Genomic DNA, 13986 nt, shown 5'->3' with positions numbered 1-13986 from the left:
CCGGTACCGTGACAGGAATCCTGGCTCCATTGTCCCACCAAAGGGGTGGGGGAAACCCTTGGAGTCCCGCGAACCCGGAACTGCCGCCGGCCCTGCTGCTGTAGGTTGATGCAGGACTCTCACTTATCTTCAGGCAGGGCGGGGATCGCATGGACGCGGACGTCATCATCATCGGCGCCGGCCTGGCCGGGCTGGTTGCCAGCAATGAGCTGGTCCGGGCCGGCAAGCGCGTGGCAATCGTGGACCAGGAGAACCAGGCCAACCTGGGTGGCCAGGCGTTCTGGTCGCTGGGCGGCCTCTTCCTGGTGGACACCCCGATGCAGCGCCGGCTGGGCGTGAAGGACTCCTTCGGGCTGGCGTGGCAGGACTGGCAGGGCTCGGCGCAGTGGGACCGGCTGTCCGGCCCGCACCCTGAGGACGAGTGGGCGCAGCAGTGGGGCCGCGCGTACGTGGAGTTCGCCGCCGGGGAGAAACGCGCCTGGCTGCAGGAGCAGGGCATCCGGTTCACGCCGCTGGTGGGCTGGGCCGAGCGCGGCGACGGCAGGGCAGGCGGACACGGCAACTCGGTCCCCCGCTTCCACGTCCCGTGGGGCACCGGCACCGGGGTCTCGGAACCGTTCGCGGACAAGGCCCGGGAGGCGGCGTCGGCGGGCAGCGTCCGGTTTTACTTCCGGCACCGGGTGGACGGTCTAACGTACGACGGCGGCACGGTCACCGGGGTGCGCGGCGCTGTGCTGGCGCCGGACGCGTCCCCGCGCGGCGTATCCTCCAACCGGGACGTTGTGGGCGGGTTCGAACTGCGGGCCCAGGCCGTTGTGGTCGCATCCGGCGGGATCGGCGGCAGCCATGACCAGGTGCGGCGCTGGTGGCCCGACCGGCTGGGGACGGCGCCGTCGAAGCTGGTCACCGGGGTGCCGGAGCACGTGGACGGCCGGATGCTGGACATTGCCGACGAGTCAGGCGTCCGGCTGGTGAACCGGGACCGCATGTGGCACTACACGGAGGGCATCCAGAACTGGAACCCCATTTGGCCGGGCCACGCCATCCGGATCCTGCCCGGCCCGTCGTCGCTCTGGTTCGACGCCCTGGGCCGGCGGCTCCCCTCCCCCGGCCTGCCCGGCTACGACACCCTGGGAACCCTCCGCCTCCTGCGGACAACCCCGGACATCCAGCAGTACGACCATTCCTGGTTCATCCTCAACCAGCGCATCATCGAGAAGGAGTTCGCCCTCTCCGGCTCGGAGCAGAACCCGGACATCACCAACCGGGACCTCAAGCTGCTGCTGAAGGCCCGGCTGGGCCGCGGCGCGTCCGGTCCCATCGAGGCGTTCAAGGAGCACGGCGCTGATTTTGTGGTGGCGGACAACCTGGCGGACCTGGTCCACGGGATGAACGGACTGACAGACCAGCCGCTGCTGGACCACGGGCAGCTCAGGCGGCAGATCGAGGAGCGCGACGCCGAGATCCGGAACCCCTACTCCAAGGACACCCAGGTAGCGGGCATCCGCAACAGCCGGCGCTATTTGGGCGACAGGCTGTTCCGCACCGTCAAGCCGCACCGGATCCTGGACCCGAAAGCCGGTCCGCTGATTGCCGTGCGGCTGCATGTGGTCACGCGCAAAACACTGGGCGGGATCCAGACCAACCTGTCCGGCCAGGCACTGGGACACGACGGCCTTCCCATCCAGGGCCTGTACGCCGCCGGCGAGGCTGCCGGATTCGGCGGCGGCGGCGCCCACGGGTACAACGCGCTCGAAGGCACCTTCCTCGGCGGGTGCATCTTCACCGGACTCACTGTGGGCCGGACCCTCACCCGGGCCCTGTAATGCTGCGCGGCACCCAAGCCCGAGGCGCCCACTCAGCCCCGCGCCGCCGTCGAACGCTGCCTCTCCTCCACCGTCACCGAAGCGGCGACAACCGCAGCTGCGATGCGAGCCCGTGCGCGGTTGGCAGGTCGGCATCGTTGTAGACCAGTACCCGGCCGATGAGGAGCACGGAACGGGTGGGCGAGGAGATGTGCCGCACCCCCTCGGGGATGGCGCCGCTCGAGCCCGGCCCGGTGATGAGGAAGTCCCCTGCCCCTGTGCCGGTGGTGCGCTTGCCGACGTAGGCGAAGTTGGTGTTGGTGTGCGGGTTGGTGAACTGCACGCTGTAGTAGCGCCCTCCCATGTCAGGCACGTGCAGCACCAGTGGACCTTTCGAGAGGTCCAGCCAACCCAACGTCAGGAGGGTGTCACGGTTGACGCCGGCAGCTGCCACTTTGGACGTGCCCGCGGGCATATCGAGTGGATCAGCGAAGAGTGCTTCCGACTGGGTGTAGAGGGTGTTGACGGGAACGGGACCGTCGCCGAAGCCTTTGACCAGGATGGCCCGCTTGAACACGGACAGGAGCATGCGCGGCCAAAAGTACGTGGCAGCAACCCACGTGGCCGCCATGACCGTGCCGAAGATGAGCAGGTGTTCCAGCCTCATGACGTCACGTTTCCGCCCTGGCCACTGGGGGTACCACATAAATTCCGTCCATGACCGCCGGGCCGGGCTCGTAGACCCGCAGCCAGAGAATGAACTTTCCAGCCGGGGCGGGCAGCCAGTTAGGTTCGCGGCCTGCCGGAGGGGTGGCCTGGATGTAGACCTCAACGGAGCCGTCCGGGCCGGGGACCAGTCCGGACCTGTCGCTCACGCTGTACCGCCGGAGGGGGTTGGGGACGAAGCGGTTCCGGGCGTCACCCATCGTCAGTGACCAAAAGGCGTTGGTGGGCGGCAGTCCGCCGGGCGGGAACCGGAGGACGTACTGGTGCTGGCCGGTCAGTTGGGCGCCTGAGGCGTCTGAGTTGGCCCACCAGTAAACCGCCTCTTCCGCTGTATTCACAGGGCCCGGGAACAACTGGGCGCAGGCAGCGCGCATCAGCACGCCGTTGCCCGGATCGCCCAGGCCGGGCATGGTGATCCACCCGTTCGCCCGGACGGCTTTGATCCGGGCGTACACCTGGGCAGTAACGAAAGCCAGGCCAAAGCCGATCAGGAAGCCCTGCAGCACGTCGCTGCGGACGGTGCGCGTCAGCGGAAGGAAGAGCATGGCGAGGATGAACGCCACGCAGACCATGCCCACCAGCGTGGCGAAGTAGGCGTAGGTGCGCCTCAACGGCCCGTTGCCTCCTTAGCGCGCCGGACCAGCCGGAATTCGGGCAGGGCGTCCCATTCGGGCGGCAGGGTGTTGCGCCTGCCGTCCGGCCGGAACCCCTGCTTCAGGTAAAAGGCCAGGGCGCGCGGATTGTTCTCCAGTACCCAGAGGTAGGCGGGGCCGGAGCCGACGGCGGCGTCCACCAACGCTGCCCCCAGACCCGTCCCATACGTGCGCCGGAGAGTGTAGATGGAATACAGTTCCAGGGCTTCCGGGGCATCTTCCTCCCGGCCGGGGCCGGCGTCCGCGTAGCCCACCAGCTGGTTGCCGGCGTCGAAGGCGAGGATCCGCGGATCCTTCACGGCAAGGAAGGCCCGCCGCCGCTCCACCCGTTCGGGGATGCTTGCCCTGCGCCTGCGGAAGAACTCCGGTGACAGCAGGTGGGGGTAGCACTCCTCGTGGGCCTGCGTCTGCATGAACACCACCGTTTCGGCGTCCTCCGGCGTGGCTTGGCAAAGATGAAAGTCCATGGCGCCAGCCTAGCCAGCGGACCGGCACTCCCCGGCACTTAAGATGAGGCATGGACTTCGAGGGCGCGCTTTTGACGGCGGTTGGCGCAGCGCTGATTGTGCTGATGATCGCCGATGTCTTCCTGACGCTGCTGTACCCGCATGGCTCGGGCCCGGTGGGCCGGACCATCATGCGGGCGTTTTGGCTGGTCTCGAAAAAAGTCAGGGGCGGGGCCTCCTCCATCGCGGCGCCGCTGGCCATGGCGGCCGTCATTGCCGCCTGGGCCACTTTTGCCGCCGTGGGCTGGGCACTGCTGTACCTCCCCCATTTGCCGGGCGGCTTCTCCTACTCAAGCGACATCCCGCGCCAGGCCGACTTCGCCGAGGCGCTCTACATTTCGCTGGTGGCACTCTCCACCGCAGGGTTCGGCGAAATCGTGGCCGTCCATCCGGTCCTTCGGCTGGTGATGGCTTTCCAGGCCGTGGCCGGTTTTGGCCTGCTGACCGCCACGGTCTCGTGGATCCTGCAGACCTACCCGGCGCTGAGCAGGCGGCGGGCGCTGGCCCACCAGCTGAACCTGTTCCGGGAAGCAGCGGGACCGGCAGGCATCGCTTCGCTGGAAGCCCGCCATGCCGCAGGGATGCTGGAGTCGATGGCTGAGAACGTGGCGGCCGTGAGCATCGACCTTCTGTCCTTCAACGAGACCTACTACTTCCACGAGGTGGAGCAACGGGGATCGCTTCCGGCCACTCTTGCCTATGCCGATCAGCTGGCTTCAGAGGCCCAGGGCAGCGGCAACGCCGAACTCCAGTTCGCCGGGCGGATGCTCTACGCGGCGCTGGATGACCTGGCGGAAGTGCTGCGCGGAAAGTTCGGCCATGTGGGAGACACGTCCTCCGACGTGTTCGACCACTACGAGCTCCACCACCGGCACCGGCGGCCCCCGGAACCGTGAAGGTTGGCCTGCGGGATGCCGGCAGGCTGCAGTTGGACGCCGCTGCGGACGGCCTGTCAGCCCCGGAGACCGGAGGACTCCCGCACAATGAGGTCGCAGTCCACGATCTGAATGCCCGGGCGCGGCACGCCGTCCAGCGCTGACAGCAGGGCCTCGCCGGCGCGGCGGCCGATGGTGGACAGATTCAGGTCCACGCTGGAAAGATGCGGCCGGTACCCGTCGGTGAACGGGGACCAGTTGTCAACGCCTATCAGCGCTACATCGCCGGGGATCGACCGGCCATGCCGCTCGAGTTCATAGGCGGCGCCCCGCGCAATCTGGTCGCTGCCGCAGAAGATGGCGTCTACGTCCGGATGGTTGGCCAGCAGCGCGCGTACCCCGTTGTGTCCCCATTCCTCACTCCAGCTTCCGTACCAGACATCCCCCACTGGCTCCAGTCCCTGCTCGGCCATGGCGGCAAGGAATCCTTCCGCGCGCAGTGCAGCGGACGCATGGTTTTCCAGGCCGGTGATGTGGGCGATCCGGCGCCTGCCGGTCTTCACCAGGTGGTCAACGGCCCGGCGTGCGCCACCACGCTCGTCCGCGGTGACTGAGCAGTCCTGCGGGTCGGTGGATGGGGCGAAGGCATAGATGACGGGCACTGGCAGGTTCTCCCCGAGCGGCGTCCGTGGATCCACTTTGCGCCCGACGGCAATGATCCCGTCAACCTGCCGTGCCAGGAGTGTCCGAACGTAGTGCTGCTCCCGGATGGGGTCGTCCCTGCTGTCGCAAAGGAAGCAGAGCATCTCTCCGAAGCCAAGTGCATCCTCGACGCCACGAAGAATCGGGATGCTGAAACGTCCGTAGCTGTCCGTGGTGATCACCCCCACGGTGTAGGTCCTGCCGCTGCGGATGCTCCGTGCCGCGCCGTTGGGCAGCCAGCCAACCTCTTCAGCGGCAGCCCGGACTCGCAGCCGGGTCGATTCCCGCAGCTGGCCCGTGCCGTTCAGGGCCTTTGACACCGTCCCGGTCGAAACTCCCGCGAGCGCGGCTACTGCCGCTATGCCGGAATTGCGGAAACTATTTTCCGACATGCCTCCCTCTCCTGACGCGGAATACAAGCTCCCCCGACTGCACGAACTGCCCGTAACCCTTGTAAAGCCTACCAGAAACCATTGACAGGTGAGACGCAGGTCACTTAGAGTCGGGGCTCGGAAGACGATTTCCTGATTTTCCTAGTTGGCTTTCGCGATTCTGTCGCATCACCCTTCGATTCAGATTATGAAAGAGGTCATTGATGACATCTGTTCACGATATTCCGGCACCGGCTGCAGGCCGGGGAGCCGGCAACGGGACGGCAGCGGGGCCAGTCGGGGCGACGGCGTCCGGACATTATGCGGTTCGCCCGCTGGCCTTCCACTCGGCGCGGCTGCGCCCGGAGGGACACCTGGGCAGTTGGCAGGAGCTAAACCGGACTGCCACCATTCCCCACTGCATAGCGAATGTGGAATCCAGCGGCGCGCTGGACAACTTCCGGCGACTGGCGGGAGAGAGCGACGCGTCGTTCCGTGGTTTCTGGTTCCAGGACACAGACCTGTACAAGACGCTGGAAGCGGTGGGGTGGGAGGCCGGCCGCCAGGCGGACCCGCGCTGGGAAGAGTACCTGGAATCGATGGGTGCACTGCTCGCCAAAGTGCAGGAGCCGGACGGCTACCTGAACACGTGGGTCCAAGGTGTTGAGCCCGGCCAGCGCTGGGACAAGCTGCAATGGAGCCATGAACTGTACACGGCCGGCCACCTGCTGCAAGCCGCTGTGGCAGTGGCCCGCACCACCGGAAACGGAACCGTTGTGGAGGTCGCCCGCCGGGTGGCTGACTGCATCGTGGAGACCTTCGGCCCGGGCGGCGTCGAAAAGATTGACGGACACCCGGAAGTGGAAACGGCGCTGGTGGAGCTCTACCGGGTGACCGGAGACAAGCGCTACCTCGATACCGCAGTCCGCCAGCTGGACCTGCGCGGCCACGGCATCCTTCCCGACGACCGGTTCGGCCGCCAGTATTTCCAGGACCACCTTCCCATCCGCAAGGCCGCCCACGAGGCAACAGGGCACGCGGTGCGCCAGGTCTACCTCTCCACGGGAGTAGCCGATGCCTACCTCGAAAGCGGCGATGCGTCCCTGCTGGAGGCCGCCGAGTCGCTCTGGGAGAACATATTCACCCAAAAGGCCTACCTGACAGGTGCCCTGGGATCGCGCCACCGGGACGAGGCATTCGGCGACGCCTTTGAGCTGCCGCCGGACCGCGCCTATGCCGAGACGTGCGCCTCCATCGCGAGCCTGCACTTCAGCTGGCGGCTCCTGCTCGCTACCGGCAACGGCAAATACGCCGATGAGATGGAGCGTGCACTCTACAACGGGATCGCCGCTTCGACCTCCGTTGAGGGCAACAGCTTCTTCTATTCCAATCCCCTGCAGCTGCGTACAGGCCATGACGGATCCACCGAGGACGCGCCGTCGGAACGCCTGTCCTGGTACGCATGCGCCTGCTGCCCGCCGAACCTGGCGCGCCTGGTGGCATCCCTGCACCACTACGTGGCCACGCAGGATGAATCCGGGTTGCAGCTTCAACTGCTGCACGACGGCGAGGTGCGGGCGTCAGGCGAACCCTTCGGCGGAGAAGTAACGGTTGCCACCTCAACTGAATACCCGTGGGACGAAAAAGCCAGCATTGAGGTTACGGCCCCTGCCGGCGAGTGGACACTTTCTGTACGCGTCCCTGCTTGGTGCGAGGACCCGCAGGTGGCCATCGACGGCACAGCGGTGGAAGCAGTGCCGGACGCGTCAGGCTACGTCCGTTTGCGCCGGAACTGGGAAGGCAGCACCACAGTTCTGCTCACCCTGCCCATGCCGGTCCGTATTGTTAGCGCTCACCCCCACGTGGACGCCGTGCGCGGAACCGTCGCCCTGGTGCGCGGGCCGGTGGTCTACTGCCTGGAGCAGCATGACCAGCCAGATGGCGTGGTACTCGAAGACCTCGCCATCGACACGTCCGCTCCGGTGGAAATCGTCCCGGCGGAGGGCATCCCGGGGGTGCGCACCGCCCTCAAGGCCGCAGGTATAGCCCGCCAAGCCGGGCAGCGGCCGCTCTACAGCAGCGGAGCTGGTACCACGGAGCAGAGTCCCGTTCCGCTGACTGCCATTCCGTATTTCCGCTGGGCCAACCGCGGCCCTGCCGCCATGCGGGTCTGGATCCCCGTCGCCTAGTTGCACCTCCACCCCATCCCTATGAAGAGGAACGGCAAATGAAACGGACAAAACTCGCCGCAGCACTGGCGCTGGCGGCATCCCTCACCCTCACAGCCACAGGCTGCGGCGGATCCTCCAGCTCAGACTCGCTGCAGGCCTCCTCCGGCGAGGAGGCCAGCGGTACCATCACGCTCTGGGCACGCGATTCGCAGAAAGGGTTCATGGACATCCTTGCGGATGCGTACAACAAGTCACACAAGGCGCAGGTCCAGGTGACCATCGTTCCCAGCGGGAATTTCGTACAGAAATTCGGCACCGCCAGCGCCGGCGGGTCGGGACCGGATGTGGCATCGATCGACCTGGTCTACCTTCCCTACTTCGCCTCCACCGGCGTCCTGCAGGACATCACGGACGAGGCATCCAAGCTGCCATACAAGGACAAGCTCAGCCCCTCCCACGCGCGCCTCTCCACCTGGGAGGACAAGACCTATGCCCTGCCCTTCACGGCGGAAGCGTCCGTGCTGTTCTACAACAAGGAACTCTTCCAAAAGGCAGGCCTGGATCCGGCCAAGCCGCCGGCGAATTACGAGGAGATCCTCAACGCAGCAAAGAAGATCCGCGCGCTGGGCCCCGACACCTATGGCTTTACCATGGCCGGACAATGCGGCGGCTGCAACATCTTCGAGTTCACGCCCAGCGTTTGGGCCAGCGGCGGCGACGTGCTCTCCGCCGACGGCAAGACTGCCAAGCTGGATTCCCCAGAGGTAACCAAGGCGTTGACGTTCTACAAGCAGATGCACGACGCCGGCGTGATGCCTGAGGCGGCGAAGACCGATTCCGGCACAGCCCAGCCAGCCCTGTTCCAGGCCGGAAAAGTGGGCATGGTGGTGCTCGGCGCCTTTTTCACGCAGACCCTGAACACGGACAAGAAGATCGACTACGGCATCGCCCCCATCCCTGGCGAGAACGGGGGGTCCGCTTCCTTCGCGGGCGGTGACAACATCGCGGTCACCACAGGGTCGAAGAACAAGCCTGCAGCATGGGACTTCGTGAAGTGGGCCACCGGCGACGAGGCCCAGACCCTGCTGGCCAAGAACTCCATCGTTCCGGTCCGGACCGACCTCGTGAAGAGCGTGTATGCCTCGGCGGATCCCCGCAACGAGATCTTCAGCAAGGCCCTGGAGACCGGAAAGACCCCGTACAGCGTCGTGGAAAACAAGTTGTTCAACGACAACAACGGGCCATGGGCCACCATGATCAACGAGGCCGTTTTCGGCGGCGACGTCCAGGCCGCGCAGCAGAAGGCGCAGCAGGCTGCCCAGCAGATCATCCAGACCGGACCCTGACATTCCACGGGTGCTGCCGCGGGCCGCGGCAGCACCCGTCTTGTCCTAAAGGAGAACTACCTTGGCACACAACACCCTCATGACGGCGCGGCCCGGAAAATCCGGACGCCCGTCGGTGCCCCCGCGCCCCCAACGGCGCCGCCGGACCCTTTCCACCTCGCGCAGCAGGCTCGGCGCCGCGGTGGTCAGCCCCGCGCTGATCCTCCTCACCGTCTTCTTCTTCCTACCCGTGGTCCTGATGCTGTGGATGTCCCTGAACCGCTGGCCTTTGCTTGGAAAGATCAGCTTCATCGGACTCGGCAACTACGCGGCCGCATTCCAGGACCAGGACTTCCTGCGGGCGGCCGGGTTCACCCTGCTCTATACGCTGATCATGACTCCCCTGCTGCTGGTGATCGGAATCGCGCTGGCACTGCTGATCCGGCGCCCCGGAAAAGCATCCAGGGTCTTCCAGTCCATCTACTTCCTGCCGGTAGTGGTCGGCTTCGCCGCCGCCGGCTACCTGTGGCTCTTCATGGCCCAGCCCAACATCGGGCCCATGCTGGACCTGCTCACCCGCGGCGGCCTGGCCTCCCACTCGGACAACTGGTTTGGTACCTTCGCCACCGCATTGGGCATCGTGTGCGCGATGGTGGTCTGGAAGGTTGCCGGCATGCAGATGCTGCTGCTGAACTCGGGGCTGCAGTCCATTCCCGTTGAACTCGAAGAGGCGGCCAGGATCGACGGTGCCAGCCGGACGCAGGTGTTCCGGTACATCATCCTGCCGCTGCTGCGGCCCACCCTCGCCCTGGTGCTCGTCTTCTCAGTGGCCGGCTCCCTGCTTGCCTTCGACCAGTTCTACATTATGACCAGCGGCGGTCCGGCAAACCAGACCATTACCGCGGTGTACCACATCTACCGGGTTTCCTTCCAGGGTTTCCAGCTCGGCTACGGCGCCGCGCTTTCGGCTCTGCTGATGATCGTGCTCGCCCTCGTCAGCGCCGTCCAGATGCTCATCCTTCGCAACTCGGATCACAACTAGTCCACCACATCGGAAACGGACCCCTCCATGACTTCACTGCAGTCCAGTCTCCGCCCGGTGCCCCGCGCAGCCTGGTGGATCATCAACATCAGCCTCGCGGCACTGTTCCTCTATCCGTTCTGGGTGGTGGTCTCCCAGTCCATCAAGTCCCCCGCCGAGGCCGCTGCCGCGCCGCCGACGCTGTTCCCCGGTACTTTCTCGTGGGGGAACTTCGCCAAGCTTTTCACCAACGAGAACGGCGGCGCGGGCTTCATCCAGCAGCTGGGCAACAGCGTCCTGGTCTCCATTGGTGCCACCCTCCTGACCATCGTGCTGAGCACACTCGCCGGCTACGGGTTCGCCAGGCTCCGGTTCCGGGGCAGCAACCTGCTGTTCTTTGCCACGCTTGCCACTTTCATGATTCCCTTCCAGGCGGTCATCACTCCGCTGTACCTGGTGCTGCACCAGATCGGCCTGACCAACAACCTCGTGGGCCTGATGCTCGTGTACACCACCTTCAACCTGCCCTTTGGCATCTTCCTGATGCGGAACTCTTTTGCCGCCCTGCCGTCGAGCATCGAGGAAGCCGCTCTGGTGGATGGGTGCGGGGTGCTGCGGGCGATGGTCCGGGTGCTGCTTCCGGTGGCCATCCCGGGCGTCATCAGCACGGCGCTGTTCACTTTCTTCGCCTCGTGGAACGAGTTCTTCGCAGCGCTGATCCTGATGACGGACCAGTCCAAGTACACCCTTCCCGTTGCCTTGAACGTGCTCTCCAGCGGCACCTTTGGGACGTTGGACTGGGGGGCGCTGCAGGCCGGCGTCGCGGTGACCATCGTTCCCTGCATCGTTATCTACGTCCTGCTCCAGAAGTACTATGTGGGAGGCATGCTCACGGGCGCGATGAAGTAGGCCTGCCGCACGGCAAAGGAAGCCTGCACGTAAGACCAAGCGAGCACTCCAGGCCGTTGTAGCTGTGCGGGGCCGGGCGTAAACTCAGCCCACCATTCATGCGGAGGCGGGAAGCCATGAAGACCATCCGGACGCAGGCCCTCGAGGCGGAACACCACGCCACGCTCACCCCCGGAGACGACGAGCGGTTCTCCGGATACGGCGTGATGGGCCTGACCTTCAGCACGGGCCACGTCCTGGCCATGCGGCGTTTCCCGGTGACCAGCGTGGGGCCGGGCTACACCTCGGTGTGGCTCCGCCGCCCCTCCGGCTCCTGGACCATCTATGCGAGCGCTGCACCCGACGTCTCCTGCGCCCGCTATTTCAGTGCGGACCTCGAGGAGGCTTTCCAGTGCGACGTCAGCGTCGATTGGACCGGCGACACATCCTTCACCGTGGCCGTTGGCCAGGACGTAGACCTCACCTGGAATGTGGAACTCGAATCAACGCCCATTACTGCCGCCATGAGCGCAGTGATGACGGCGCTGCCCAACAGGCTCCTGTCCAACAAGGCGTTCCTGAAAACCATGGGTTCCGCCGCCGGCCCCATGCTCAGTGCGGGACGCCTCGGGCTCACGGGCCGGGTACCCAACAAACAGGGGTTCCGGGCCAAACCCCGGCGCATGTGGTTCATCTCCCGCAGCACCGCAACCCTCGGCGGCGAAGACCTGGGCGCTCCGCAGGCCCTGCAGACACAGACCCGGCTGGGTGACTTCTGGATCCCCCAGCGCGGCATCTTCGTGATTGGCTCCTCATCCTTCGACCGGTTCGATCCCGCGCAGCATCTCGCGGCGACCGCCCGCAAGTCGTTGTAGGCTACCTCCGCCTTCGCGGTGGCCGGTGCCGGGACCGGACGTGGATCGGCCGGAACCGCCGCGGACCTGTCATTTCACCCCGGCTGGTCAGTGCCGCGGCGGCAACCAGCAGCCACATGATGGCCGCCTGCCCCCACGGGTAGACCTGCTGGGGAACTCCCGGTGCCAGCGGGTTGAGGATGAACTGGAATGCCGACAGGCTGGCGTGCATCAACGCCGCCACGAGCAGGCTCCCCGTATGGTCATAGACCCAAACCATGAGCACCCGGTAGGCCGTAAGCTGGCCGGCCAAGACAGCGGCAACCCACAGCGACATGAAGATTGCCAGGGGCACGCCCCCGTTCGTCCCGCCGCCGCCCCAGTAGTTTACGAAGAAGTGCCAGGCGCCCCACACCACCCCCACCAGGACGCCGGTCCAGAGAACGCTGTAATGCTGCCTGGCCCTGGGAACGGCGAACCCGGTCCAGCCGATCTCCTCGAGAAGCCCGACCACCAGCCCCAGCACAACGCCGGTGACGAGTGTCCCGGCCCTGTCCGGTTCCGTGGCGATCCGAGGCGCATAATCCAGGGAGGATATCCAGAGCACCAGCACGGGGGCGGCCAGCGTCACGGGAGCGACCAGCAGGGCGAAGAGGTACCAGCGCCGGTCGACCCGCCAAGTGAGCAGACGTGCCCAGAGCTCCCGGTACCCTTCCCTGCCCGACACGAACCCGGTCAGGACCAGGCTCGCCACCGCGGGTCCCAGCAGCATGGCCGGCACGGTGGCGGGGATGGTGCGCTGGAACTGTTCCGGTGTGGGCGAGAGGCCCCCGGTGACCACCCACACGGCCGTCACGATGGCGCCCCAGGACAGGAGGAAGGTCACGCCGAAGAACCACGGCAGCGGGTGGGTTCGCACCGATGTCGTCAGGGCATGCATCGGAACCTCCCGCGATTCAGGCCACCAGCCGCGCCACCAGCTCCCCCCGGCTCCCAACGCCCACCTTCTCGAAGACCGACTTCAGGTGGTCGTGCACCGTATGCGGGGAGATGAACAGGCGCCCGGCAATCTCCGCTGTCGAACCACCGGACAGCACCTCCAGGCAGACGTCCCGCTCCCGGGCCGTAACGCCGTACGCCATCAGCAGCAGGCCCGCGAGTTCATGGGTGGTGGCAGGTTCCACGGTGACCACCATCTGCTCCGGGTCATCGCCGGTGATCAGCCGGCTGGCCTGCAGCACTACCCAGTTGTTCCCGGCGTCCCGCATCCTCGCCCGGGCAGTTCCGGACACCGCGGCATGCGCCTGTGCCACGACGGAATAGAGGATCTGGCTGAAGCGGCCGGGTGCTACGTCCTCCACCGCGGCCAGCCAGGAGGCGGCGGCGGGCGTCGCTGCCCGCAGGTCGCCGTGCAGCCCGGCAAGGACAATGACAGGCCCGACGCCGGCGGGTCCCGTTGGGTGCACCACGCGGACAGCCGCCCTGGTCGCCGCAGCCAGGGTGGCGGACACCGCAGCCAGGAATTCCACCTCCCGGTCGGTGAAGTCGCGGCCGCCCTCCCGGAAGATACTGCCCACCCCCCAGCACGCCTCGTCCACCCGGAACGCGGCCCGCAGCTCATGTTCCAGGCCCAGGGGCTTGAGCAGGTCGTTGATCCGGACGCTGCTGACCACGTCCCGGTGCAGCGCGTCAGAAATCCTGGCGATGGGGCGGGGACGCCGCAGCAGTTCCACGAAAGTGTTCGGCTCCCGGCCCGTGTATTCGGACTGGGCAAAGCGCAGGAAGTACTCCTCAAACTGGTGCCCGCTGACCGGCCACGGCTGCCAGTTGATGATGGACGTCATCACCATGGAGTCGGGGTCGACGGCGGCCCAGCATCCCTGCTCGAACGGCACCTCCCGCTGCACGACGGCGAGTGCCGAGGTGTAGAGGTCGGCCAGGTCCATCCCGCCGGCGGCCATTGCGGCGACGTCCCGCCGGGCACGCTCCGCGCGTTCCTCCCACATACCTCCAGTATCGTCCCGGCCGGCGGTGCGGCAATCCCCCAATTTGGGGGTTTCCGGCTTCCCCCGAAACGCCCGGTGAGGGG

Annotated in this window: 13 protein-coding genes; 7 read left to right on the top strand and 6 right to left on the bottom strand. The window is 66.4% G+C overall.

The features are described 5' to 3' along the window. The first annotated feature begins 149 nt into the window (after nucleotides 1–149). Nucleotides 150–1826, top strand: a complete 1677-nt coding sequence (locus tag ACTHQS_RS00135) for an FAD-binding dehydrogenase (RefSeq protein WP_440164980.1) — start codon at nucleotides 150–152, stop codon at nucleotides 1824–1826. A gap of 73 nt (nucleotides 1827–1899) precedes the next feature. On the opposite strand, the gene ACTHQS_RS00130 is transcribed toward ACTHQS_RS00135, so the two are convergent. From ACTHQS_RS00130 to ACTHQS_RS00120, 3 genes are read right to left on the bottom strand one after another with little or no spacing between them, the layout of a single operon-like run. Beyond that, nucleotides 1900–2472 (bottom strand): DUF1254 domain-containing protein, encoded by a 573-nt coding sequence (locus ACTHQS_RS00130; RefSeq protein ID WP_440164978.1) that lies wholly within the window; start codon nucleotides 2470–2472, stop codon nucleotides 1900–1902. 4 nt (nucleotides 2473–2476) lie between these two features. Continuing rightward, nucleotides 2477–3142, bottom strand: a complete 666-nt coding sequence (locus tag ACTHQS_RS00125; RefSeq protein WP_440164976.1) for a DUF1214 domain-containing protein — start codon at nucleotides 3140–3142, stop codon at nucleotides 2477–2479. Beyond that, nucleotides 3139–3651, bottom strand: coding sequence for an N-acetyltransferase family protein (locus ACTHQS_RS00120; RefSeq protein WP_440164975.1), 513 nt, complete (start codon nucleotides 3649–3651; stop codon nucleotides 3139–3141). Before ACTHQS_RS00120 ends, ACTHQS_RS00125 begins: the two co-directional genes overlap by 4 nt. A gap of 50 nt (nucleotides 3652–3701) precedes the next feature. On the opposite strand from ACTHQS_RS00120, the gene ACTHQS_RS00115 reads away from it, so the two are divergent. Next, on the top strand, nucleotides 3702–4586 hold the full coding sequence (locus tag ACTHQS_RS00115; protein ID WP_440164973.1) for a potassium channel family protein: 885 nt from the start codon (nucleotides 3702–3704) through the stop codon (nucleotides 4584–4586). A gap of 56 nt (nucleotides 4587–4642) precedes the next feature. On the opposite strand, the gene ACTHQS_RS00110 is transcribed toward ACTHQS_RS00115, so the two are convergent. Next, the gene (locus ACTHQS_RS00110) at nucleotides 4643–5659 is read right to left on the bottom strand and encodes a LacI family DNA-binding transcriptional regulator (protein WP_440164971.1); all 1017 of its coding nucleotides are present in this window, start codon (nucleotides 5657–5659) and stop codon (nucleotides 4643–4645) included. Between the two features lie 203 nt (nucleotides 5660–5862). Between ACTHQS_RS00110 and ACTHQS_RS00105 the strand changes: the two genes are divergently transcribed. The 5 genes from ACTHQS_RS00105 to ACTHQS_RS00085 all read left to right on the top strand — a co-directional run bounded on the left by ACTHQS_RS00105 (nucleotide 5863) and on the right by ACTHQS_RS00085 (nucleotide 11918). Further along, on the top strand, nucleotides 5863–7827 hold the full coding sequence (locus ACTHQS_RS00105) for a glycoside hydrolase family 127 protein (RefSeq protein ID WP_440164969.1): 1965 nt from the start codon (nucleotides 5863–5865) through the stop codon (nucleotides 7825–7827). A 38-nt stretch (nucleotides 7828–7865) separates the two neighbouring features. Next, a complete protein-coding gene (locus ACTHQS_RS00100) occupies nucleotides 7866–9155 on the top strand; it encodes an ABC transporter substrate-binding protein (RefSeq protein ID WP_440164967.1) in 1290 nt (429 codons plus the stop codon). 61 nt (nucleotides 9156–9216) lie between these two features. After that, nucleotides 9217–10176, top strand: coding sequence for a carbohydrate ABC transporter permease (locus ACTHQS_RS00095; RefSeq protein WP_440164965.1), 960 nt, complete (start codon nucleotides 9217–9219; stop codon nucleotides 10174–10176). 27 nt (nucleotides 10177–10203) lie between these two features. Continuing rightward, a complete protein-coding gene (locus ACTHQS_RS00090; protein WP_440164963.1) occupies nucleotides 10204–11064 on the top strand; it encodes a carbohydrate ABC transporter permease in 861 nt (286 codons plus the stop codon). 116 nt (nucleotides 11065–11180) lie between these two features. After that, entirely contained in the window at nucleotides 11181–11918 is a 738-nt protein-coding gene (locus ACTHQS_RS00085) for a hypothetical protein (protein ID WP_440164961.1), read from the top strand. Between the two features lies 1 nt (nucleotide 11919). On the opposite strand, the gene ACTHQS_RS00080 is transcribed toward ACTHQS_RS00085, so the two are convergent. Next, the gene (locus ACTHQS_RS00080) at nucleotides 11920–12837 is read right to left on the bottom strand and encodes a CPBP family glutamic-type intramembrane protease (RefSeq protein WP_440164959.1); all 918 of its coding nucleotides are present in this window, start codon (nucleotides 12835–12837) and stop codon (nucleotides 11920–11922) included. Nucleotides 12838–12853: 16 nt separating this feature from the next. Continuing rightward, a complete protein-coding gene (locus ACTHQS_RS00075) occupies nucleotides 12854–13903 on the bottom strand; it encodes a helix-turn-helix transcriptional regulator (protein WP_440164958.1) in 1050 nt (349 codons plus the stop codon). Nucleotides 13904–13986 lie beyond the last annotated feature (83 nt).

The sequence above is a fragment of the Arthrobacter sp. SAFR-044 genome (assembly GCF_051965175.1).
Classification (GTDB): Bacteria; Actinomycetota; Actinomycetes; order Actinomycetales; family Micrococcaceae; genus Arthrobacter.
The sequence above is the reverse complement of the archived record's forward strand: the minus strand, read 5'-3'. Positions and strand labels throughout refer to the sequence as shown.

Excerpts from the sequence above, each read along its gene's own strand:
- ACTHQS_RS00135 (WP_440164980.1), top strand. The coding sequence starts at position 150 with ATGGACGCGGACGTCATCATCATCGGCGCCGGCCTGGCCGGGCTGGTT.
- ACTHQS_RS00130 (WP_440164978.1), bottom strand. The coding sequence starts at position 2,472 with ATGAGGCTGGAACACCTGCTCATCTTCGGCACGGTCATGGCGGCCACG.
- ACTHQS_RS00120 (WP_440164975.1), bottom strand. The coding sequence starts at position 3,651 with ATGGACTTTCATCTTTGCCAAGCCACGCCGGAGGACGCCGAAACGGTG.
- ACTHQS_RS00115 (WP_440164973.1), top strand. The coding sequence starts at position 3,702 with ATGGACTTCGAGGGCGCGCTTTTGACGGCGGTTGGCGCAGCGCTGATT.
- ACTHQS_RS00110 (WP_440164971.1), bottom strand. The coding sequence starts at position 5,659 with ATGTCGGAAAATAGTTTCCGCAATTCCGGCATAGCGGCAGTAGCCGCG.
- ACTHQS_RS00105 (WP_440164969.1), top strand. The coding sequence starts at position 5,863 with ATGACATCTGTTCACGATATTCCGGCACCGGCTGCAGGCCGGGGAGCC.
- ACTHQS_RS00100 (WP_440164967.1), top strand. The coding sequence starts at position 7,866 with ATGAAACGGACAAAACTCGCCGCAGCACTGGCGCTGGCGGCATCCCTC.
- ACTHQS_RS00090 (WP_440164963.1), top strand. The coding sequence starts at position 10,204 with ATGACTTCACTGCAGTCCAGTCTCCGCCCGGTGCCCCGCGCAGCCTGG.
- ACTHQS_RS00085 (WP_440164961.1), top strand. The coding sequence starts at position 11,181 with ATGAAGACCATCCGGACGCAGGCCCTCGAGGCGGAACACCACGCCACG.
- ACTHQS_RS00080 (WP_440164959.1), bottom strand. The coding sequence starts at position 12,837 with ATGCATGCCCTGACGACATCGGTGCGAACCCACCCGCTGCCGTGGTTC.
- ACTHQS_RS00075 (WP_440164958.1), bottom strand. The coding sequence starts at position 13,903 with ATGTGGGAGGAACGCGCGGAGCGTGCCCGGCGGGACGTCGCCGCAATG.